The organism is Odoribacter sp. AF15-53 (assembly GCF_003479425.1).
Classification (GTDB): domain Bacteria; phylum Bacteroidota; class Bacteroidia; order Bacteroidales; family Marinifilaceae; genus Butyricimonas.
The window spans coordinates 814197-836652 of sequence record NZ_QUHC01000002.1; the positions used below are offsets into that span (position 1 = coordinate 814197).

Below are 22456 nucleotides of genomic sequence, written 5' to 3' on the forward strand. Positions count from 1 at the left end.
TGGAACTTCCCATGCTGTACCCCTACAAATTGACTCGTAATACTTGTAAAAAGTAATTTCACGAAAATAGAGGCAATTAATTCACAACGTGTCTCCGCTTAAATATTTAAATCTGCTTTATGCAAGGTGAGCCCTTCCTCCCCATACTCGCAGAAATACACCGAGTTACAATCATTTGATATGCAATAATAGCCTACCATTCCCTCCGGATTAGGCAAATCAAACTTTTTTACCGGCTTTAAATCCCAGTCGAACACGAATATAGCCTCTTTGGGTCGTTTTAAATCTTTATCCTTTTCGCTCAAATAGCCACGAACCAAACATAAAATATATTTATCATTCACTTTCATAAAACGAATACTCTGGCTCATATCATTTGTTGAGGTAAGAGACATTTCCATCCCATCACGCTGCATCTTCGTGTATCTTTTCTCGTTCACCACATTTCCCGTGTTAATATCAAACGTATACAACATAAATTGATTATGCACGGAGAAAACAGCCATATCATTGTCTTTTATTTCTATCATTCCTTGGGCATAGCTCCACTTTATCAAATCATTTTCATTAATTTGCCTATCCGTTGCCTTCCCGACATCAAAACTATCATACTTTATTGTCTCGTAAGGGGTCACATCATTATCGTTAAATACGACAACCGAACTTTTATTAATCTCGTTCATTTTTTCTTTCTCGAATTCGAAGGCAACGGGACGTATCGTCGCCAAGACCGAACCGTTGGGCAACTTCGTCATTTGATTTACAAGAATATGATCCGGGGTAGTTATCACGGAAGCTTTTCTGTCTCCCAGCGGCATATTACCCACAATATCCTTTTTAGCAAAAGTTTTTATCGTATTTTGATTTTCATACAATAGAACGGAATCTCTTATTATTGCAAACCCGGCTAATTCAATTAATTCATTAGCCGCTCTTCCTTTTGATGCAATCACTGATAATTTTTCCCCTGTATTTAAATCATAGCAGGCCCCGAAATCATCCTTTCCGTTTTCAACATACCACAGTATGGAGCCATCAATCACGCATAACCCATCACCAAGAATATCATACGTATTAAAGGGGGTAAACTCCAATTGTTCAGTTACAGGAAAATCCTCGTCTATATTGGAAAAAGCGGAGGTCGATTTTTTACTCGCATTATTGCAACCAACGAAAGAAATAGCTATTAAAAGCAATAAAAATTGATCTTTTTTCATCATGTAATATGGTTAAAAATTTATGATAAATATTTGCAAATGTATGTCTATTTACTCATCTTTGCAAAGAAATTATTCAAATCTTTAACTTTCAAATAAAAGAAATATGAAAACATTAAAGAAAAACATTTTGACGTCAGTTCTATTCATTTGTTTAGGCCTGACAATTTCGACAATTGTATTTGCTAGTACAAGGGCGCCTCTTGACCCTCCTGGGCGTCCGGGAATGCCTTTGATTACTGATTTTTGGAAAACTGGATGTGATTTATCCTGGACTGCACCCAAATCTGATGGAGGAGCACCAATCACGGGCTATTTAGTTGAAGTTAGAGAAGGATGGTGGCATTGGGAAAAAAAAACGATAGTTCAGGGAAATCTGCTTCGTTGTAAAATTGAATGTATGCAGGAAGGAAGTTCGGCCGAATTTCGTGTTGCAGCTTGCAATAAAGTTGGCTTTGGCGAGCCATCAGAAGCTAGTCCTCAAATAACATTCAAAGATCGATAGGAATTGAAATATAATTCCAATAAATAAAATTCCCGAATAATCGTATCGTGATTATTCGGGAATCAAACTAACTATCATGGAAACAACAGCCCTAAAAACCACTATCGCTTACGAGAGCAAGCTAGTAAAAAGGAATTGGTTATTTTACCTCTTCATCCTCGGAATATTGGGATATACTCTAGGGGTTTTAATCCCGTGGAATATCAATCAAGTTTTATGGTCAGATGTTGCGCTGGCATCTTCCATCCCCTCACGTAGTGTCTACTTTTTGAATCTGTTCCAATCATTAATCGTTGCTTTCATTGTCTGTGATATCCAAAGAAAACAGAGAAAAGCCGAAACCCGGAAAGTCCTTTCCACACGCCCGATCAGCAATGGAAAATTCTTTCTTGGAGGATTTTTAGGTATTCTTATCCCGTTTTTGACAGTAGATGTCGTTTTCATGGGTATCACCATGTTTATCAATATATTCATACCCGATTCGCCCGCTAATCTCTGGGTAAATCTTTTTTATCTTCTCACGCGTACACTTCCCACGCTTATTTTTATCACCGGATTATCTTTGCTTGTAAACAAACTGATCAAACACCCTTTTATCAGTTGGCTTATCTTGATCATTTTTCTTTATTTCGCATACAGTTACTTGACAACACCTCTTCATGGAATGCTCGATTTCCGGGGGAGTTTATTGCCTGACTCTTTTTCCACCCTAGTCGGATTCACGCATATCGAAGATAACCTGCTCCAGCGAAGCACCTTTTTGCTACTGGGAATAAGTTTTCTTTTTTTTGCCGCTCCTCTCACGAAGAGATTAGCTGGTACCCCCGGCCGAAAACCTTATTATTTCATTCCCGCCTCTTTGTTTTTAGTATTTTCCTTATCTCTCGGGTACCTCTATGTTGAAAAGTTCCAAACCCGCTTGAAAAATAGAATCGCATACCGTGAAGCCTTTCTTAAATACAATGAATACCCCACGTCACGCGTGCTCTCCCACGATATCACGTATCGACCGGAAGGAGATAAATTCTCTGCCATAAGCCGGATGAGTATTCAAAATCAAAGAAAAGTGGAAATGGATCAACTTCTACTCTTTCTAAATCCAAGATTAAAGATCAACAAGCTTGAATCCAACGGACAAAACCTACCCTTTCACAGGGATCATCAGGTAATTGTTATCAAACGCCCCGTGGCTCCCGGAGAAAATATCGAACTGGAGATAGAATACGAGGGATATATTGACGAAGATATCTATCAGGTAAACATCCCCGATGATGACTTTTTTGCACCTGTCATCTACACTTCATACCATGAAAATTATGGCAAGCGTTCAGCTTTTGTCTCGGACGAATTCACGTTACTTGTACCGGAAGTCATCTGGTACCCGACAGCTGTTTTCCCGGTAGAATTGCAAGCATCTAAAGAGATTAATTTCACGGATTACACCCTTCATGTAAAACAAACAGATAAAATGACCGTTTTATCTCAGGGTGAGCCTATGCCAAAAGGGGATCATATCACGTTCAATAACGTGCAAAACCTAACCGGATTAACCCTTTGTATCGGGAAATACGAGAAAAGATCGATCACGGTTGATTCCACAACTGTCGAGTTTTACACGTACCCGGGAAATGATTTCTACATGAAACCTTTAGACACATGGGAAGGTATGAAAGCAGGTAGTCCGGGACGGGAGAAAAAATTAGCAAAAATTGCCAATCGCTGCAAAGACATTATCGAGGAGGGACAATCCACCCCTTATCCTTTTAAATACTTTAAACTGATCGAGACCCCTTCATCCTTCCTACGCGGGAGTCGGTTTAGCAACAACATTCAACCGGAAATAGCGTTTTTCGAAGAACGATTTTCTACAACAGATCATTACAAACCCGGAGCCCCTCCCCGGGGGCTTTCCGATGACATAAACCTACAGGAATATATTTTATACCAAAGCATGCCCTCTTACCTCAATCTGATAAACATCGATCACATTTTCACGGATCACATACGTCATGTGACATCCGACAGGTACCGTGGTATAGATATAATATTCAATCAAATAATGTCTCTCAAAGGATCGAAATCCTATAATATAATGCCGCAAACATTAAATGACATTGCTGAAAAAGGATTAAAGGAAAGTATCACGGGAGAATATAGTCTGGAAAAAAATATTGCCATTTCTTTAAAAGTTTCCCATTTACTGGGCTATCTTACAACGCTTACCAGCTGGGATACCCTAACCCAGTTTATGCAGGATTTTAAAAATCGCACTCGTTTCCAAGAAGTTAACTTTGATTCGTTTATCGACGAATTCGAACAACGCTTCGGGCAGAACATCAAGGCTTACATAGACGAATGGTACACGAGTCACCAGATTCCATGGTTATCGCTAAAAGAGCTATCCCTTAAAGCAACAGAAGAGATACAAATCATGGATTTCAAGGTAGGTAATTTCAGCGAAACGGATGGTATCGTTTCAATCATCTCGCGTAGTAGTACTGAAAGTGGAAAAGATAGAATCAAAAATTACCGGAGTTACCAGATTAAACCCGGGGAGTGTAAACGGATCATCGTTCATGAAGACCGAAGATGTGGTCTACAATTAACCACTAATTTCTCGGGTAACCTACCGAAAGAAATTGAACTCCGCTGCGAAGCATATTTATCATCAGGCTCCTTACCTGATGAAGGCGTGAGCTTGCTCGAACGCAATCAATTCTATCCCCCAGGGGAGATTATCGTTGACAATGAAGACGAAAATTTCCATTTAATTGATTCGGCAAACAATCGGAAACGTTTGACCGATCTATTCAAAAAAGGGAATGAGGATGAATACATTACCTTTTGTAATCCTAAAGTCAATACCTGGGGACTTCCCTGCTTACCAATCTTATTAAATGATTTTTATGGAGAATATATTCGTAGTGCTTTTATAAAAGAAGCAGGCACGGGAAAGTTCAAAGCCGAATGGGTAGCAAATATCCCGGAAGCAGGTAAATACGAAATATTCGTCAATCGACCTCATGCCGAGATATTTAGCACAGACATGTATACAACAGATCACCCAGGGATGAAAAACTATTACACCGTTTATACTCCAGAGGGAAAAGAAGAAGTCATCCTGGAAGTCCAAAAAGGAGATCCATCTTGGGTATCACTAGGCACATTCTCCCTATCGGCAGGAGAATCCCGCGTTGTACTGGATGACCGGGGAGCTCCTCCCATCGAAAGTCAAAGCCATAGCAAACATTCGTCGAAATATGTCCAGTTAGTCGTAGCCGATGCCGTTAAATGGGTAAAAATAAAATAATCACGACTCACTTCTCTCCATTCTCGTACCAGTGAGCAGGTCATCACCTACTACAAAAAACCGGGAGAATAAGTGTCTTATGGCACTTTATTCTCCCGGTTTCTTTTTGTAGAAATAGATACATGTTACGAATAACACGCTTCATTAAAGCATCATCCTAAAACAAGTATCAATACCCCCTCGACCCGACACAACATTCACAATAATTAAAAACCGTGGTTTACTTTCGAGCATCTCCTTCCACGGGAACTTGTTTTTTCAAAACTTTTGCATTCAGATACAAGAAAGCGATACGGGGGCTAGCTTCCTGAACGACAAGACTCAATGAATCACGAGTTAACAAACCGATCTTTTCTTTGGTCTCGTAAACTTCTTTCGTTCCATCCTCGGCAACATCAAAACCTTTCACGATCAGGAAACCATCTTTAATTTCCCATGTTTTTAAGTCTAAACTAGGAATGTTAATGGCCTCACATACGCCACCTTTCTTAAAATTGAATCCTTTCAATTCGCCAGTTGACTCATACGTGTAAGGATTACACCATTCCCCGACAATCTTTTTTTCCATCTCTTTTTGAGGGTCACTAGCACAAGCAAAACAAAATAAAGTCAAAGCAACATACAATAAATTTTTCATGATTTCTATTTTAAAATTAAATATTACGTTTATTCAAAATCATATTTTTGATCCACACCCCTTTCATCTATACGAATTCCCTCTTTCATCCAACGGGGCATGGGTGCATCTTTCAGATAATGATCAAAAAATTGCTGCAAACGAATGGTCCAATCAACCTCGGCAGCTTTGTTATAAAGAAAATGTTTATCTCCTTTATAATTTAATAACCAGGCAGGTTTGTGCAAACGACGCATAGCCAAAAATAAATTCAATCCCTCGGAATACGGAACGGCTTCATCTGCATCGCAATGGAAAATCAACAAGGGAGTTTGAATTTTATCCGCATAAAAAATAGGCGAATTTTTAATATACGCTTCCGGATCATCCCAAAGTGTTTTACCCATACGGCTTTGTGTCTGCTCGTACATAAACATACGAGGACTTCCACTACCCGAACGGATTCCCGTGTACGCGGAAACCATACTTGACACGGCCGCTCCCAGGTTGGCACATTTAAACATATTCGTACGAGTTACTAGATAAGCCACCTGGTAACCGGACCAACTATGTCCCTGTATACCGATATGGTCTTTATCCGCAATTCCTTTATCAATCAACATCTGAGTCCCGCTAACGACAGCATTGTAACAACTCTCTCCCGGAGCCCCAATGGTAAAATGCACGTCGGGCATAAACACCACATACCCGTTACTCACGTAAGTAACCGTGTTGATCATGGCACTGCTTAAAGAAGGTATGGGATACGAATGAAGATCCCCGGTATGAGTCTCGTAAAAATTCACGATCACGGGATAACGTTTTGTTGAATCATAATTATCCGGCAAATACAACAATCCCCGGTTCCGCTTTCCCTCGAAATTCGTCCACTCCACTAACTTTACACACCCCCACAAGTAATTTTCCCGCTGCGGATTCGCATCTGTCACTCGAACCGGACGGGCAAAATCACATTTACTCCACCAAAGATCCCGGAAATCGGAATAACTTTGCCGGGTAAACAAACAGTATTTACCACCATCTGATAATTGATTGAAATAAAGATCGTAAGCCCCTTCCATCAACTTTTTCACCTTACGGGCGGGTGTCAATACATATACCCCCTGATTCAAGGTTTCCCGATTCAACGCGTGTAATACAATATTCTGTTTCGGGTTAATCCAACGGGTCTCATAATTCGCTTTTAATAAACGCAATGAAATATCATTTTTCCGTCCCCAACCACCAGTCAGTGAATACGTCTGTTGTTTCCCGCTTAAATCCACTACCCACATATCATATTTGTCATACAAAACGACCTGATCTCCCCCTTCCAACCAACCGGCAATACCATAAGGCCCCGCGGGTTTCGGTTTGTCGTATTCCTCGTCATACATGGCATAACCGATAGGAGTTGAAATATCCGTTAACTCTCCCGTGGCTACCTCTAACTTAAACCACGTCTTTTGTCCGGCATGATACAACATCGCATATTTACCGTTCGGGCTCCACACGGGACGCTGGTCAAAATCTTTAAACAATAATTCGCGTTCGCCCGTTTCCAAACTTACCAGATACAAATCAGCCGTCACGCCATCCCGCCAATCCGTGAGACCACGATAAGGGGTCTCGTCTCCAATAATCACGTGACTATACACATCACACCCCGGCGTGTACATCTGGTCCATTTCAGGCGGTGCTATCAACACGCATTTCTTTGTATCCACGTGATACACGTACTTGGGCATCTTCCGGCGCTTACTTCTTGATTCATACCTCTGACGACTTTGTGAAACTTCATCATCCCATTTCCATAGTTCCAACTCGAAACTCTTGTCCGGTTCTACTTTAGGTTTACGTTCTTCCGGTTGTTTCAACCCGACATCCACGAAAATATATTTCCCGCTATTAAACACGGAATATATCCCACCCCGGACTTTATACTCTTCCGACACGTTTATTTCTTTCGTATCCATCACCAAGCGGTAATTCCCATCTTTTAAAGAAAACGTGTACAATAAATCAGGATCGTTTAAATAAGAAGAATCTGAAGCTACCGAGAACACGCCCTCTTCTCCTCCGGTATTTAACGAAAAATTCACAACCGGAGCCTTTCGATCATCATAAATCACCCGCTGTTTCCCCTGTACAGGCCCCATACACAAAGATTTATAGCCATCATGTTTCCGGATATAGACGATCGATTTGTAATCATCCACGGAAAAATAATTCTCCACGCTATCTATCCGAACAGAATCTCCCTTTTCAAAATTCCAAACCACCAAACGCCGTCCTCCTTCTTTACCCAACGGGTAAGAGTAAGAAATCAAAGGAGAACGCGGTGACTCCCGAAAACCGTAGGGTTTATCCCAATAGGTCTTTTTCATATCCCGCAAGGAAAGGAGAAAAAGAGAATCTTTTGCCTGTTTCAAGGTATCAAGCGGAGAAGGATGTACCAAGTACCTCAACCCTTTTCCCTGATTAAAAAAACTCATTTCCCTCACGTTGGGAAACTCATACACTTTCCCGGACTCCATATTCCGCAAATAAGTCACGGGAACATCTTTATCATGTCCTTCCTGATCAATATAAACAAAACGATAAGTTACCCACTTCCCGTCTTCCGACATACGTTGTCCCTCGACCCTGCGCCATAGTTTGTAAGCCTCCATATCCAAAGGCTTTTTTTGAGACATACAGTCTGTTATGCCTATGAATAACAGACTGTATATTACTAATATTATTCTCATAACGAGTTAGCGTTTTTTCATGAAATAATTAATATCTCCCTGATAATCCGCGGAATCATCTCCCAACAAGTATTTAGCAAAATGAAACCACATTTTTCGCTCGAAGAAATCCCCGTTCTCCCCGAAAAAGCCGTGAGAACTTCCCGGCAAAACAATCATATCAAAATTCTTCTTCGCCCGGATCAACGCATCCACCATCCTGTAGGTATGCGAGGGATGAACTGTTTTGTCCATATCTCCCGTCACGATCAATAATCCACCTTTGTAGTTTTTGGCTAATTCTTGATTTGTCTTACTTTTGGTTTCAAAAGTGATCTCCTCCCGATCTCCATTTACACTATCCTTGATCACACGTTTGTTTTCTTTCACCCCGTAATGGATTTCTACAAATCCTTTATTGTATATATTATTATCGTGATTACCCGCACAGGCCACCGCTGCACTATAAAAATCAGGATAAGTACAAATGGCTGCCGCCGTCATAAAACCACCTCCGGAATGCCCGTACATACCCACCTTTTTCCCGTTGATAAAAGGATAGCGATCAGCCAACTGCTCTATGGCATATTTATCGTCAGCCAAAGGATAATCCCGTTGATTTCCATACCCGTATGTATGGTAAGCTTTACCTCGCATCGGCGTTCCGCCTCGATGTCCCATGGCCACCACGATAAAACCGACTTGAGCCAAACGGGTATTCATATCATCATTCAACGTGAAACGTGTTTGCACGTACTCGTAGAACGGTCCCGGGTATACGGTAGAAATAATCGGGTAACATTTCGTCGAATCAAAATCCGCCGGTTTCCACATGATTCCATATATGTCCGTAACACCGTCTGCCGCTTTCACTTTAAAGCGTTCCGGGGCACGCCATCCCAACTCATATACTCGACGCAAATCCGGTTTCTCCAGTTCCATGATAATCTTCCCTTTTTGATTTCGCACCACGTTTACCGGTTCCAAATCAACACGAGAATAACTATCCACGAAATAACGATGAGAAGGAGATATCTTCACGTCGTGAGAAGCATCTTCCGGAGTCAGCAGAGTGATCGCATCTTTCTTATCCAAGTCTGCCCGGTATAAAACGTAATAATAAGGATCAATATTCTTCTCTTTTCCCAAACCGACAAAATAAATCTGCCGTTTCGCCGTATCTATTTTCTGGATAGGCCCTGCAACCCAAGGACCGGAAGTCACTTGATTCTTTAAATTCCCATCCTTGTCATACAAATAATAATGTCCCCAGCCAGAACGTTCGGATCGGAACAATATCTCGTTCCCGTCATTCAAGAAATGGATTGCTCGCATCTTGTAATCCACATAGGGCTTGTCAATCTCGTGAATCAAAACTTTCACATCTCCTGTTTCAGTATTTACCATACAAATCTCCGTCTCATCCCAAGTACGTTTATATCGTTGAAAATAAAGACGGGAGCCATCATTACTAGCATACAAAAAATCAATATATTGATCTTTCCAACGACTAATATCTATTTTCCGGACTTCTTTCAAATCCAGATCACCAATAATCAATTCATACTGAATTACATTTTTATCTCCGGCTAATTCAGCTTTATAAGTTTTCAACTTCGGACGAGGATTTGCCAACGCATCAATTAACCACAACTCCTCTACTTTACGAGCATCCTCCCGAATAGCATAAAACCGATGTCCCTTTTTAAGCCAACGAGCCTCGCAACCGAAACGTCCTTCCATTTCTCCTTCTTCTTCCCGGTTGAAAGAATAATATTTTTCGCCATCATTTGTTAACTGAATTTCTGTTGTATCCTTCCCCTTGTCAGGATTTCCCACTGCATACAAATTATGATGTTTCGCATATAACATATAAGCACTATCCGCAGAATAATACTTCCAATAAGGGGCATAACTTATCCCGGCCTGACGCCCTACGACCTGCAATTCCTTTGTATATACATTATAAGTAAAATTACGACCATCCATGTAAAACCGGATAGTTTTCCCATCCGGATCAAATTCGAAATGCAAATCTAATAACTTCGGATCATGAGCCCGACGAGTAATTTCACTAACTTTAGTCAATAACTCTGCATTGTCAAAAAGTAATCTCTTCGTACATTTTTCCGGATCTACAAGATAATATTTATTCCCTTCTTCCGTCCAGAAAGAATACCAAAAACGATCTGTATTATTAATATAACGAGGATGTACATCCAATGAATACTTTACTATCGGCATTGTTGTCAATTCCCGAAACCTCTCTGCTAAAGCATAATTTGCCTTTTGCTGTGCATTTACCGATCCTACAAATGCTAAGAACAATATGACTAAAAACTTTTTCATACACGATTATTTACATTCAAACATCCTAACCTTTTACATCAAAAAATTCGGGGGGCCCCAAGCCCCCCCGCACACAACAATATCATACTTTAAAAATATCCGTACTTAACGTCCCCCCAGCTGCTATACTTAAAAATAACATCTACAATCTTACCAAGATCGTGTGTTTCAAACAATGGAGTAGTCTTTGTCATATCATCATCATCAATCTCGAATATGTACAAATCTCCATTTTCCAACCCAACTGCAACATGAGCATTAGCTTCATGTCGATAGGGATTGAAATCTTTGAAAGCAATAGAAGTTATCTTATGATCGAAAGTCTTGACAACCCCTTCTTTAAAGTTATCACGATAATACTCATGGAAATAAAGCGTATTACCGGAAGCTATCAACATGTAGTCGCGGTAAGGCAATACGGCCATATCCACAAAATCAGTAAACATACTAGCCGACATTTCATGAATCCTGCTTTCCAATATCTTGACTGAACGATTTCCCCGACTTCCAGAAGGATAAGTCTGGTAATTATTCATCAAATATTTCCCATTTTGATTAATAATCGTCACGTATGAATCTGAGTGATGGAAACCAGAACCGATTACTTTACCTTCTATATTTTGAAATAATGACATATCCACGTCACTCTCCTCGGTAAAAAAGGGGGCTAACTCTGCATTATAATAAAAATCACCCGTAGGACGTGATTCTTTTTCCCAAATCCCATACAATGTATTCTCCTCATCCAAAGCCAACAAATAAGGTGTCTGTGGGTAAATTGAAGGAGTTATAGATTTAAATTTTTTCCCATCAAAAAGGGGTAAATCCGAATAAGTCCCAACATGATAGGCTTCCAAATCATAATTCTTTTTGTACAAAATCGTACCATCTGCATTCAATAAATACCCTCCGGAAGCAGACTGTGTTGCATCTACAACATTAAAATTAGACGGAATCCCAACCAAAAACTCATCAGAAACAAAAACCTCTCTTTCCATTGAAAATCCATGCAATTCCAACGGCTGATCTTGTTGTAGTACCATAATTTCCCCGGGAATTGTAGCATAATCATCTTGCACATAGTGCTCTACAAGTTTCCGTGGTCCCGAACCCAAGGACTGTCCATCATTATGCAACGGATAAATATCCTTTCTCACCCCAATATAATTCAAATACTCTACCTTATCTTCTGTCTCTTCCTTTTTACCCATCACGATTGACAATATTGACTTATTCCCCTCCTCTGACAACACCATCCATCCCGTTTCATATTGAGATTGTACGGAGATCCTAATCAATTTATTAAAATGCATTCCCGATTTTTTATCAATCGGACAAAACGTTACATTATGAGTGCCTATATTATTAGACATAAAAGTATATGTAGGTTCCGTTGACACCAGTTCTGTTCCCACGTACCATTCAAATTCCAACTCCGGATTAAGACTGTCAATAGTAAGTACAACTTGGGGAGCTAATACAATTTCTTCCCCGGCATAAACGGAATAACTCTCTTCTATATTCTCCCATCTCTTAACTTCATTTATATCCTTGAAGCTCTCATCCAATTTGTTATCCAAACAACTTGTAAGAGAAAACAGGGCAGCTATTATCAATAAATACTTTTTCATAAATTCCATATATTATTTTATCCAATAACAGGTACAGAAACCTCATCTCCATTTTCATCTATAAAAGGACCGTATTTTTCCAAATACCTTTTCAAAGTCAAAGCACACCGACGAATCATATCCGAATCATCAAGTGTAATCTCCGGAATACCCCCGTTAGCCTCAATCAGCAGCTCAAACTTTTTGATGGTAAACTCACCTAAATTTGCCCAGATCACCCATTCATCTTCATCCCACCATTCCGGTCGAGAAGCAATATCTGAAATTGATACAACTGCCGTACGGAAGGGAGTATCTCCTTGAGCATATTTTTCACTATCAGCAATTCTAAACACGACACGTCGTATCTCTGAAGATAAAATCTCACTATTCTTGAACGTGATATAAATCGTATCCGCTACTCGATCCTTATGAAATACAAAATCTCCCGATATATCATAATTTGCAGCATCCAATGTCGTTTCTTCTTTTACTACTTCTAACTTAAAAGAACAATCTTCATCAAACATTTTACCAGAAAGACTCATGGCAACAGGTACTGAAATATCTCCTTCAGGATAGAAAAAGAAGGATGTTGAAGTACTGTCATTTGTTGCATTCTTTGTAAAATAGATATATGAAACATCATTCGAATTTTCCAAAATTCCCCTTTCATCACAAGAATAAAGTGATACCAAGGCTATAAGAACTAATATATACTTTTTCATAATCTCAGCTATTAAATATTCTCACTATCCGGCACATTCAAAACAAAATTCTCTGACTTCCAATTACTAACAGTCGGTACAGACTGATTCAAACGTTTAAACATAAAGAATATCTGTCCTTCGCCCAAAAATTCCCGACGGGCATCTGAAATTAATCTATCCATAAAATCAGACTTTAATGTGATTCCTGATAAATCGACATTTCTCAGATTACGTCCCTTTTTCACTTGCATCAAATAATCAATTGCCTCAGACGGGTCTTTATCAAAACAAGCCTCTGCAGCAATATAATAGATCTCACTCATACGAATAATCGGGATCAAATTCGAACTCAATATTCCTTCTGATGTTGCATTGTTTTGATAAGCATACTTCATCAAACGATTCACCGCACTCAATTGGTATCTTTTACGATAGTCATCCGTTTCACCATTAAACAAATTATCCACCTCTTTGACTGCCATAAACAACTGTCCCCCATCTGCATTAACCACATCATTCAGCGCCTTGTCCCAATCGGTTAATTTTGTAGAATAAAAACCGCATAAAATATCATCGTAAAATTTCAAATTTCCCTTTGTCATCTTACTTGCCGAAGTAAAATCATAATATCTCGTACCATTCTGAAAATCAATAATTTCCTTTGCAACCTTATATGCTTCATTAGGCTGATTATTATACAAATATGCCCGAGCCAAAATACCGGAAATAGCATAATAATTCATTCTGAATCCCCTATAATAGAAAAAGCGGTCACCATCAGGACCATCGAAGCGCTCCTCTATTCTCAATTTCCTTATATCAATTGAATCATATTTATAAACTAACTTTCTTGCATCTTCCAAGTCCTGTATAACATTCTCCATGCATTCCTCTACGGACAACTTCACTGACAGTACTTCCGGATAACCCTTAATATACGGGATATAAGTTCCTTTAGGAGAAGTCACCGGTGCCGGAGCAAAAATTCGTAACATATCAAACTGAATAAAAGCACGTAATGCCAACGCTTCGCCTTCCAATAACGCTCTTTCAGATTCTTTAAGTTCAAATAAATCCGGGTCTGCGTGACGAGCATGAGCGATCAAGTTATTACAGTTAGCTACTGCATTATATCCCTCTTCCCAAATTGCCTGAGGCAATTTATGAAAATCAGTGTATTCATAATCGTAAAAAGCAGCTCCTTCCTTATACTGCCTTCCCGGATACTCAGACGGCATATTTGATACATTATAACATTGAGCTAACACATCCATCAAGCCCCAAGTCATCTCCCGGCCATACATATTTACTCCGGACAATGATTTATACACCCCGTTCAACACATTCCGATAACCATTACCGGTAGAGAAAACCTCGTCCTCACTGATTTGTTCTTCCGGTTGTACATCCAACCAGCTATTACATGCTGAAAACAATACCGGTAATATACATATAAGTAGTAATCTATTCATTTTCATAACTCATCCTTTTTATTAAAAGCTTGCTCTCAACGTAAAATTCACGGTCTTGGCATACGGATAACTTGTACCCCTCTCCTGTTTGATTGAAGAGAAACGCAACAAATCATTCGTACTCACCTCTAATCTCAACACATTCAATCCTATTTTTTTGATCAATTGAGTATCGAAATCATAACTCAAAGTCAATGCATTCAATGAAAGCACGTTATTATCCTGCACGAAACGAGAAGAAGGTTTCGTTGTTGTTGAACGATCTTTAATATCTTTCAATGGAGTAACATCTCCCGGTTTCTGCCAACGATCCGTCAACACACGCTTATCCACATTACTATATTGAATATCCGCATTCTCAACCTTGCTCACTAAGGTGGAGTTATACTCCTGCCCACCAAACTCGTACATGAAAGAAGCAAATAGCGAAAAGTTTTTATAGGAAGCATTTAACCCGAATGATCCTTGTCCCTTGGGTTCCGTATTACCAACAATCACCTGATCGGCCCCACTCCACTCGTGAGTAATAACTCCATTTCGGGTGATAAACAATTCTTGACCATTTGCCGGATCTATACCTAAAGAACGCATAGCAAAAATAGAAGTCGTAGATCCACCTTCTTCATATTTGGTCTTCACCTCTGCCACATTGTTATTAGCTGGGTCATTATAGAATGCATCAACCTGTTCGTTATAAGCCTTCAACGCATCCGAAATCTTCACAATTTTATTCTTGTTATGAGCGAAATTTCCCCACAAAGCAAACAACAAATCATTTCTTTGGATAATATTGGCTCGAATATTAAATTCGTATCCTCTATTCCGAATTTCCCCCATATTATCTTTATAAGAAGCAAAACCGGAAGAAGTCGGCACGGTTACGTCCGTAATCAAATCAATTGTTTTCTTATTATACCATTCCGCACTAAAAGTCACACGTTCATTCCATACCTGCATATCCAACCCGATATTGAACGTATTCGTCTTCTCCCAAGACAAATCTTTATTTCCAAGAGCTTTTAATTTAACACCATATCCCGTAACATACCATTCATCAAATTGAGCCTCGTAAGTTGTAATTGCCGAATAAGAAGGGAAATTCACCTTACCGGTCTGTCCATAAGATGCACGTATTTTCAATTGATTAAAGATACCATTATTCTGCATAAATCCGTAATTATGAATATTGATACCCAAACCTCCCGACCAGAAAGGGGCCCATTTCTGATTAGAACCAAATTCAGAAGAACCGTCAAAACGGGCAGAAGCATCCAACAAATAAATATCATTATACGTGTAGTTCAAACTGGCAATCATACCAAACAAACGAGTCTGACTCTGTGATTTTGTCGGTTTATCCACTACTTCTGCCGCATAGTTAGAAGAATGAAATTCTCCTGAAGGGAATCCACGATAATGAGTGGACGTGCTTTCTGCAAAATCAGAAGTAGCATTAAATCCCACAGACAAATTTATATTATTCTTGGCTATCGACTGTTGGTAATATAAAAATGCTTGAGCATCCCACATCGTTCTTTCACCTTTGTCCACGTACAAATCACCTGTCAGCAACTCATTGGAACTGGCTTGGGTTGATGACTTATTGGACTCAGGATCAACAAAACGTTCTCCTTTTGTAAATTGTTTGGTTATACTGAATTGGCCTTTCATTGACAGATAGTCATTGATAAACCAATTCACGCTGACATTATCAATAATCTCATCATACTTGTCGTAATCATAACTATGCAAACTAGCCTCATACAAAGGATTCAAGGCGCTAAGACCTTTAATTTCAGTAAATTGTAACTTTTTCCTCATAGAACCGTCTTCATTAAAACAACGGTCATAAGGTAATAACGTGGTATAATCACTAAAAGAACCGTACGGAGATTCCTGAGCTTTTACATAACCATAAGAAATATAATTCTTTACTTGGAAGTTTTTCAAACGATAATCCACTGAAAAACCGACTCCGGTTCTATTTCTATAAGATTTCTTCATCACGCCATTGTCCCCGTTAAAAGAAGCATCCAACGCATAACGCAAATCCGAATTTCCACCTTCAATATACAGACTGTGTTTATGAGTGACCGCATTTCTCAACGGCTTTGAAATCCAATCCGTATCTGCTCCTTCTGCAATATTCTTATACCTTCTCCAATAAGAATCCTGTTTACTGATACTTGTAGCTCCTTCTTCAGGATCATACAGCCCCGCGAGACGTTCAATTTCCAACTTTTCCTCTGCATTAGCTAAATTATAATCCGATAAATCCGGGAAAGTCACTCCACCTGTCAAAGAATAAGTAACCGTCACCTCACCCGGCTTTGGAGCAACTGTCGTGATGACCACCACACCGTTAGCAGCACGGGATCCATACATGGCCGTCGCAGCGGCATCTTTCAAAATTGTGATACTCTCAATCCGGTTCGGGTCCATATCGTACACTTTCTGTACATCTACCTCAAACCCATCCATGATAAACGTCGGTAAGTTCGGGTTATTCTCCAAATTACCTTTCGTTGTGTAATTCGGATCCAATTCTTTCACTCCAATACCGGAACGTCCACGAATATACATTTCAGGCATCGCATTCGGATCTGATCCCCATTGATTATTCGTGGCAATACGAAAAGAAGGATCAAAAGTCTGCAAAGCTGCAATTACATTTGTTTGTGAAACTTTCAACAAATCTTCTTTTTTCACTGTCACAGAGCTCCCCGTAAAACTTTGCTTCTTGATTTGCCCGTATCCGGTCACCACCACCTCATCCATCTCCGTCACGTCTGCTTTCATGCGAACGGTCACCTCTTTACTCAGATCCTTCATCTTATTGACATCTAAATTCTGGGTTTCCATTCCCACGAAAGAGAAGATCAAGATCAAAGAATCCTGTTTCGGCAATTCCATTTTAAATTTCCCGTCAATATCCGTCACCACACCAATCGTGGTTCCTTTCAACAAGATCGTTACCCCGGGCAACGTCTGTCCGGCATCGTCAACGACCTTACCTCTCACTACGAGTTTCTCAACCCCGTCTTTCTTTTTATCATCCGGAGTTATCACGATCAAGTTATCCACGATCTTGAAACCGTACTTGGTCCCCGTAAGGCAAGATTTCAGAACCTCCTGTATAGATGCATTCGTGAAAGAGCGAGTGATATTCGTGACACTTTTGATTTCCTCGTCATTATACAAGAACTCGAAAGATGTCTTTTGTTTTAGTACACTTAGAACTTCACTCAACGATTGCTTTTCAAACTGTACAGTAATCGTCTGTTGGCCAAATGCATTTTCACTTGAAAACGCAAAATGTGTAAATAGTAACAACACCATCATTAGTTTGCAGCCTAATGACAACTTGCTACACCTGCTCACCCAGTTTTTAATTTTTCTTCTCATCGATAATTTATTTAGGTCATTTTTGCACACATCTTCCTGGACTTTCCAGCAGATTCACGTGAATCTGCCTTCAATCCAAGCAATTGATGTTTATTAAAACTCGAAAAATTTATACATAACACACATATTCAATGAATTTATTTTCATTGTTAAAAAATCGCTAAACTTTGTTTTGGGAGAAAAATCGTATATATTTGTATATCCCTTTTGGGGTTATTTAGTACACATTTCTTATAAAGCCGGAGTTGCAGCTTCGGCTTTATAATTATACTATTTCTCCATTACACTCACAGTCTTACCCTTTACATCAAATTCTATATTTGTTGTTAAACTTAATAACTCCAGCACATCTGTAATCTGAGCATATCGAGGCAAATACCCGGTAAAATGATAATTTTTGACCGATTCATTCACATAGAATACATCCATCACGTACCAACGGGAAAGCTTCGTCATGATCTCCTGAATACTTTCACTCTGAAACCGGAAATTCTCGTACATCCAAGTCGTGTACACTTCAACATCCACCTCCTTCACGTTCATCTCACCATCTTTTATAACAACTTGTTGTCCGGGTTTCAAAACTTTTCGTTTCCCGGCCATATCAATCTCGATTTTACCAGTAGCCAATGTAGTCTTTGACACCTCTTCATTCTCATAACTATTCACGTTGAATGTCGTTCCAAGAACCTTCACAGCGTAATCTTCACACTTCACGATAAAAGGCTTGGAAGGATTTTTTGCTACTTCGAAATACGCTTCACCGGAAAGATATACCAAACGTTGTTCACTATTTGCAAAACTTTCCGGGAATCGAAGTTCGGTTTGTGAATTTAAATATACACGCGTACCATCACTCAGTATAATTTTATATTCTCCTCCTCTCGGAATTTCTATTTTATTATACTTAATCTCACCTATACCGTCACCTTCCTGACGATCTTTAAAAACAACCTCTTTCCCGTTATTTTCTGCTAAAGAAGAAGTCAACTCCACCTGATTCAAAGAATCCAAATGATAAACCATCCCGGAAGCCACCGTCAATTTCGCAACCGGACGCCCGGGAGTAATCGTCGCCACATCAGCTATTTCAATCTCCACCGGTTTGTCTTTTCTCATCCACAACATAGCAGACACACCCAAAACAACCACGATCGAAGCTGCAACCCGATAAATCGCAAACATCCGTTTCCTTCTCTTGCGAGTAGCCTTTTGTCGCACCAATAACCATGCGCTATTAGCATTGTATGACAATATTTTCCGAATATCCTCGTATTGCATCTTTTCATCCCGAATCCGGGACAAAAGAACCTGATGAGACTCGGATTTCTTCAGCCATTCTTCTAATTTTCGCTGATCCTCCTCATCAATCTCATCCCGCAAATACGCTAATATTATCGCGGCAATGTCATACGTATATATATTATTATCTTTCATACACTATTGTTACACGACCCTACCCAAAAAGGATTAAATGAAATCTCATTTTTTTCAAAAAAATACGAAGTCATTTTATCACTCTCACATATATCATTCTAAAACAATGGATTAAACAGCACGAACAACGAAAAAATATCTTTCAAATTTTCCTTCAAAATCTTTTTCCCGCGCGCCTTTTGAGCTTTCACAGTATTAATACTCAAGCCCAATTCCTTCGCGGCACTCTCATTGTCCAACCCTTGAAAATAACACAAGTCAAATACTTTACGACACTCTTCCGGTAATCTTTCAACGGCTGCAGCCAACTCTCGATGTATCTCCGTGAGAATAATCCCCTCCTCCATATTTTCCAGTTGATCTTCATGAGCCAAAGAAGCGATATACTTTTCTTTTGAACGGGAATTACGAATATAATTCAAACAAGCATTCCGAATAGACAAATACAAGAAATTTTTCAGGTGTACCACGGATTGAAAAAACATCTTTTTTTCTAATAACGTGATGAAAACATCTTGCACAAGATCCTCTACCGCTTCCTCGTCATTCAAATACTGGGAAGCGAAATAACAAAGCGAGCCATAATATTCTTTGAATATGAATTCAATATTATTGACCTTATCATTTATATAGCAAATCTCACCTGCCATCGTCATTCTTTTCATCCATTCAAAAAGTGGATAAAGAAATCAAATTAGCCACTCAAACCCTACCCAATAAACCATAAAAAAGAACAAATAACATTAACGCAAGGCTCCCTAGAATCCCGCAAGCTCTTTTATAATCGTGGGAATGTCGGTGTTATCCAATCGTCCGTTAAAACGATCAGCTCCAACACCAACGGCATACACGGGTACAACTCCGGCCGAATGCCCACCACTAGCCCAACTGACCTTAGCGAGCTGATTTATAATACGAATAGCCAACTTGGCTAACGGTTCATCTTCCGAGTACAAGTTCTTTACCATATCCACTTCCTTACCCGAAAAAGTTTTCAGATAACACTCCTTCAATGCCTGTTCATCTTCTTTCGACAAGCTTACCGTATTCCAAAAACCGAGATTTTCACTTAACAACACCTGTATCTCTTCCCATGAAACTTTATTCTTTTTCTCTCCCCGCAAATCCTTGATTTTACTCGTTAATTTACTCAACGACACTTTTTGATTTGCCAGCACCCGCAGATTCAGATGATATGATCCCGTACCCAAAACAATCCCCCCGGTTTCATGATCGGCCGTGACCACGATCAACGTTTCCTCCGGATGTTTCAGATAAAAATCGTACGCTTTCTGCACGGCATCCGCCAGATCAACCACTTCCCGGAAAGTTGTCGCCGCATCATTCACGTGGCAGGCATAATCAATCAACCCACCTTCCACCATCAAAAAGAATCCCTGCTCCCCCTTGCTCAAAAAGTCAATGGCCCCTTCCGTCATTTGGCCCAATGTAAAATCGCCATCTTCCCGATCAATAGCGTAAGGCAAAGTAGCTTGAGGGCCTCCCTGTATCACGACAAGCTTGGAAGTCTCGACCATTTTCTCCCGGAACATTTCATTTCCCCGCGCGATCAGGTAACCGGCCTGTTCGAACAAATCAAACAGGTTACTTGAATCTTTCGGTGAGCGAGCCTGGATAATTCCCCCTCCACCATACAAATCAAATCCTGTAGTGATCGCATCTTTTCCCAACTCAAAATACATATTTCGATTCGGCTGATGCCCGAAAAATGCGGCCGGGGTGGCATGATTCATCCCTACACTGGTGATGATCCCAACTTTACGCCCCACTTCCTTGGCCTGAACGGCAACACTGTATAAAGGATGTTCCCGGTTCCGGTCCATACCGATCGTGTTATTCTTTGTCTTCTCCCCGGTAGCCAAAGCAGTACCCGCCGCTGCCGAGCAAGTCACTCCATTATAAAAAGAATACGTGGTAATATAATTACGCACCGGGAAACTGGCGAAATTAAGAGGTTTAATTCCGATCACACTATCCAATTCCGCCAGATACATTTCCGTCCCGTTCACTTGATTCACTCCCATTCCATCACCGATAAAATAAAACACGTATTTCACCCGTGGAGTTTCCTTACAACTTCCCAAAAGGAAAGCAGATATTCCGATAAGCCAGACAAATAACAACCTTCTCATTTTTCTTTATTTTATCTAACAAAACTAAATAGAAAGAAACAAAAAGCCAAACCTGATTGTCATTTTTTTACATTCCCCTAAAAATTTCCGGCAACGTACTACCGTTCAATATGTTAAAACGCAAACGTATGCGCAATTATATGTTTTACAAGATGTTTTTTATCCGGAACAAATGTGTTAATTTTGCCCGACTTTAAGAATAAAGACAAGGTATTTAACAATATATCAACAAAAAACAAAGACAATGATTTACTCACACGAAGTACAACACATGTGTGTTGTGAAAAAAGGACCGAATCACGGTCCGGCACCCATCCCGGAAGAAGGGAAATGGGTTCGTTCCAAAGAGATTAAGGACATTTCCGGTTTAACTCATGGAATCGGTTGGTGTGCCCCGCAACAAGGCGCGTGTAAATTAACCCTCAACATTAAGGACGGTATTATCGAGGAAGCCCTGGTTGAAACCATCGGATGTTCAGGAATGACTCACTCCGCGGCTATGGCCTCTGAAATTCTGCCGGGAAAAACATTGCTCGAAGCATTGAACACGGACTTGGTGTGCGACGCGATCAATACCGCCATGCGCGAACTCTTCCTTCAAATCGTTTACGGACGCAGCCAAAGCGCCTTCTCCGAGGGAGGACTTCCTATCGGGGCCGGGCTGGAAGACCTTGGAAAAGGATTACGAAGCCAGGTAGGAACCATGTACGGAACCAACGCCAAAGGAACTCGTTATCTGGAAATGGCCGAAGGTTACGTTACCCGCATGGGACTGGATGAAGACGGGGAAGTTATCGGCTACGAATTCATCAACTTGGGCAAATTCACCGATATGCTAAAAAAGGGTATTGACCCGAAAGAAGCCCTTGAAAAAGCAAAAGGATCATACGGTCGTTTCGCTGAAGCTGCAAAATATATTGATCCGCGGCAAGAATAAATGAAT

14 protein-coding genes are annotated in these 22456 nt (G+C 40.0%); 3 read left to right on the top strand and 11 right to left on the bottom strand.

Annotation, left to right across the window (positions count from 1 at the left end):
* Positions 1–98: 98 nt before the first annotated feature.
* Positions 99–1220 carry a BF3164 family lipoprotein gene (locus DWW52_RS07785; protein WP_233556766.1) on the bottom strand — a complete coding sequence of 374 codons (1122 nt, stop codon included), beginning with the start codon at positions 1218–1220 and terminating at the stop codon, positions 99–101.
* Between the two features lie 103 nt (positions 1221–1323).
* Between DWW52_RS07785 and DWW52_RS07790 the strand changes: the two genes are divergently transcribed.
* Positions 1324–1722: a fibronectin type III domain-containing protein gene (locus DWW52_RS07790; protein WP_118714888.1), complete on the top strand. Its 399-nt coding sequence runs from the start codon at positions 1324–1326 to the stop codon at positions 1720–1722.
* A 76-nt stretch (positions 1723–1798) separates the two neighbouring features.
* Positions 1799–5032: a hypothetical protein gene (locus DWW52_RS07795; RefSeq protein WP_118714889.1), complete on the top strand. Its 3234-nt coding sequence runs from the start codon at positions 1799–1801 to the stop codon at positions 5030–5032.
* A 220-nt stretch (positions 5033–5252) separates the two neighbouring features.
* Here the strand turns inward: DWW52_RS07795 and DWW52_RS07800 are convergent, their stop codons facing one another.
* The 10 genes from DWW52_RS07800 to DWW52_RS07845 form a co-directional block, all read right to left on the bottom strand.
* Entirely contained in the window at positions 5253–5669 is a 417-nt protein-coding gene (locus DWW52_RS07800) for a lipocalin family protein (protein ID WP_118714890.1), read from the bottom strand.
* Between the two features lie 29 nt (positions 5670–5698).
* A complete protein-coding gene (locus tag DWW52_RS07805; RefSeq protein WP_118714891.1) occupies positions 5699–8398 on the bottom strand; it encodes a prolyl oligopeptidase family serine peptidase in 2700 nt (899 codons plus the stop codon).
* 6 nt (positions 8399–8404) lie between these two features.
* Positions 8405–10726, bottom strand: a complete 2322-nt coding sequence (locus DWW52_RS07810) for a DPP IV N-terminal domain-containing protein (protein ID WP_118714892.1) — start codon at positions 10724–10726, stop codon at positions 8405–8407.
* A gap of 89 nt (positions 10727–10815) precedes the next feature.
* A complete protein-coding gene (locus DWW52_RS07815) occupies positions 10816–12357 on the bottom strand; it encodes a PKD-like family lipoprotein (protein WP_158582519.1) in 1542 nt (513 codons plus the stop codon).
* Between the two features lie 17 nt (positions 12358–12374).
* Entirely contained in the window at positions 12375–13064 is a 690-nt protein-coding gene (locus DWW52_RS07820) for a DUF4843 domain-containing protein (RefSeq protein ID WP_118714894.1), read from the bottom strand.
* A gap of 11 nt (positions 13065–13075) precedes the next feature.
* Positions 13076–14524 (bottom strand): RagB/SusD family nutrient uptake outer membrane protein, encoded by a 1449-nt coding sequence (locus DWW52_RS07825; protein WP_118714895.1) that lies wholly within the window; start codon positions 14522–14524, stop codon positions 13076–13078.
* 15 nt (positions 14525–14539) lie between these two features.
* On the bottom strand, positions 14540–17923 hold the full coding sequence (locus DWW52_RS07830) for a SusC/RagA family TonB-linked outer membrane protein (RefSeq protein WP_118714896.1): 3384 nt from the start codon (positions 17921–17923) through the stop codon (positions 14540–14542).
* Between the two features lie 270 nt (positions 17924–18193).
* Positions 18194–19360: a FecR family protein gene (locus DWW52_RS07835; protein WP_118714897.1), complete on the bottom strand. Its 1167-nt coding sequence runs from the start codon at positions 19358–19360 to the stop codon at positions 18194–18196.
* Positions 19361–19458: 98 nt separating this feature from the next.
* Positions 19459–20010, bottom strand: a complete 552-nt coding sequence (locus DWW52_RS07840; protein WP_158582520.1) for an RNA polymerase sigma-70 factor — start codon at positions 20008–20010, stop codon at positions 19459–19461.
* Positions 20011–20118: 108 nt separating this feature from the next.
* Positions 20119–21513, bottom strand: a complete 1395-nt coding sequence (locus DWW52_RS07845) for an alkaline phosphatase (RefSeq protein ID WP_118714899.1) — start codon at positions 21511–21513, stop codon at positions 20119–20121.
* Positions 21514–21757: 244 nt separating this feature from the next.
* Here DWW52_RS07845 and DWW52_RS07850 point away from each other — a divergent pair, with 244 nt between their 5' ends.
* Positions 21758–22450 carry an iron-sulfur cluster assembly scaffold protein gene (locus DWW52_RS07850; RefSeq protein ID WP_118714900.1) on the top strand — a complete coding sequence of 231 codons (693 nt, stop codon included), beginning with the start codon at positions 21758–21760 and terminating at the stop codon, positions 22448–22450.
* The last annotated feature ends 6 nt before the right edge of the window (positions 22451–22456 follow it).

Excerpts from the sequence above, each read along its gene's own strand:
- DWW52_RS07790 (WP_118714888.1), top strand. The coding sequence starts at position 1,324 with ATGAAAACATTAAAGAAAAACATTTTGACGTCAGTTCTATTCATTTGT.
- DWW52_RS07800 (WP_118714890.1), bottom strand. The coding sequence starts at position 5,669 with ATGAAAAATTTATTGTATGTTGCTTTGACTTTATTTTGTTTTGCTTGT.
- DWW52_RS07820 (WP_118714894.1), bottom strand. The coding sequence starts at position 13,064 with ATGAAAAAGTATATATTAGTTCTTATAGCCTTGGTATCACTTTATTCT.
- DWW52_RS07840 (WP_158582520.1), bottom strand. The coding sequence starts at position 20,010 with ATGGCAGGTGAGATTTGCTATATAAATGATAAGGTCAATAATATTGAA.
- DWW52_RS07850 (WP_118714900.1), top strand. The coding sequence starts at position 21,758 with ATGATTTACTCACACGAAGTACAACACATGTGTGTTGTGAAAAAAGGA.
- DWW52_RS07830 (WP_118714896.1), bottom strand. The coding sequence starts at position 17,923 with ATGAGAAGAAAAATTAAAAACTGGGTGAGCAGGTGTAGCAAGTTGTCA.
- DWW52_RS07845 (WP_118714899.1), bottom strand. The coding sequence starts at position 21,513 with ATGAGAAGGTTGTTATTTGTCTGGCTTATCGGAATATCTGCTTTCCTT.
- DWW52_RS07795 (WP_118714889.1), top strand. The coding sequence starts at position 1,799 with ATGGAAACAACAGCCCTAAAAACCACTATCGCTTACGAGAGCAAGCTA.
- DWW52_RS07835 (WP_118714897.1), bottom strand. The coding sequence starts at position 19,360 with ATGAAAGATAATAATATATATACGTATGACATTGCCGCGATAATATTA.
- DWW52_RS07785 (WP_233556766.1), bottom strand. The coding sequence starts at position 1,220 with ATGATGAAAAAAGATCAATTTTTATTGCTTTTAATAGCTATTTCTTTC.
- DWW52_RS07825 (WP_118714895.1), bottom strand. The coding sequence starts at position 14,524 with ATGAAAATGAATAGATTACTACTTATATGTATATTACCGGTATTGTTT.
- DWW52_RS07805 (WP_118714891.1), bottom strand. The coding sequence starts at position 8,398 with ATGAGAATAATATTAGTAATATACAGTCTGTTATTCATAGGCATAACA.
- DWW52_RS07810 (WP_118714892.1), bottom strand. The coding sequence starts at position 10,726 with ATGAAAAAGTTTTTAGTCATATTGTTCTTAGCATTTGTAGGATCGGTA.
- DWW52_RS07815 (WP_158582519.1), bottom strand. The coding sequence starts at position 12,357 with ATGAAAAAGTATTTATTGATAATAGCTGCCCTGTTTTCTCTTACAAGT.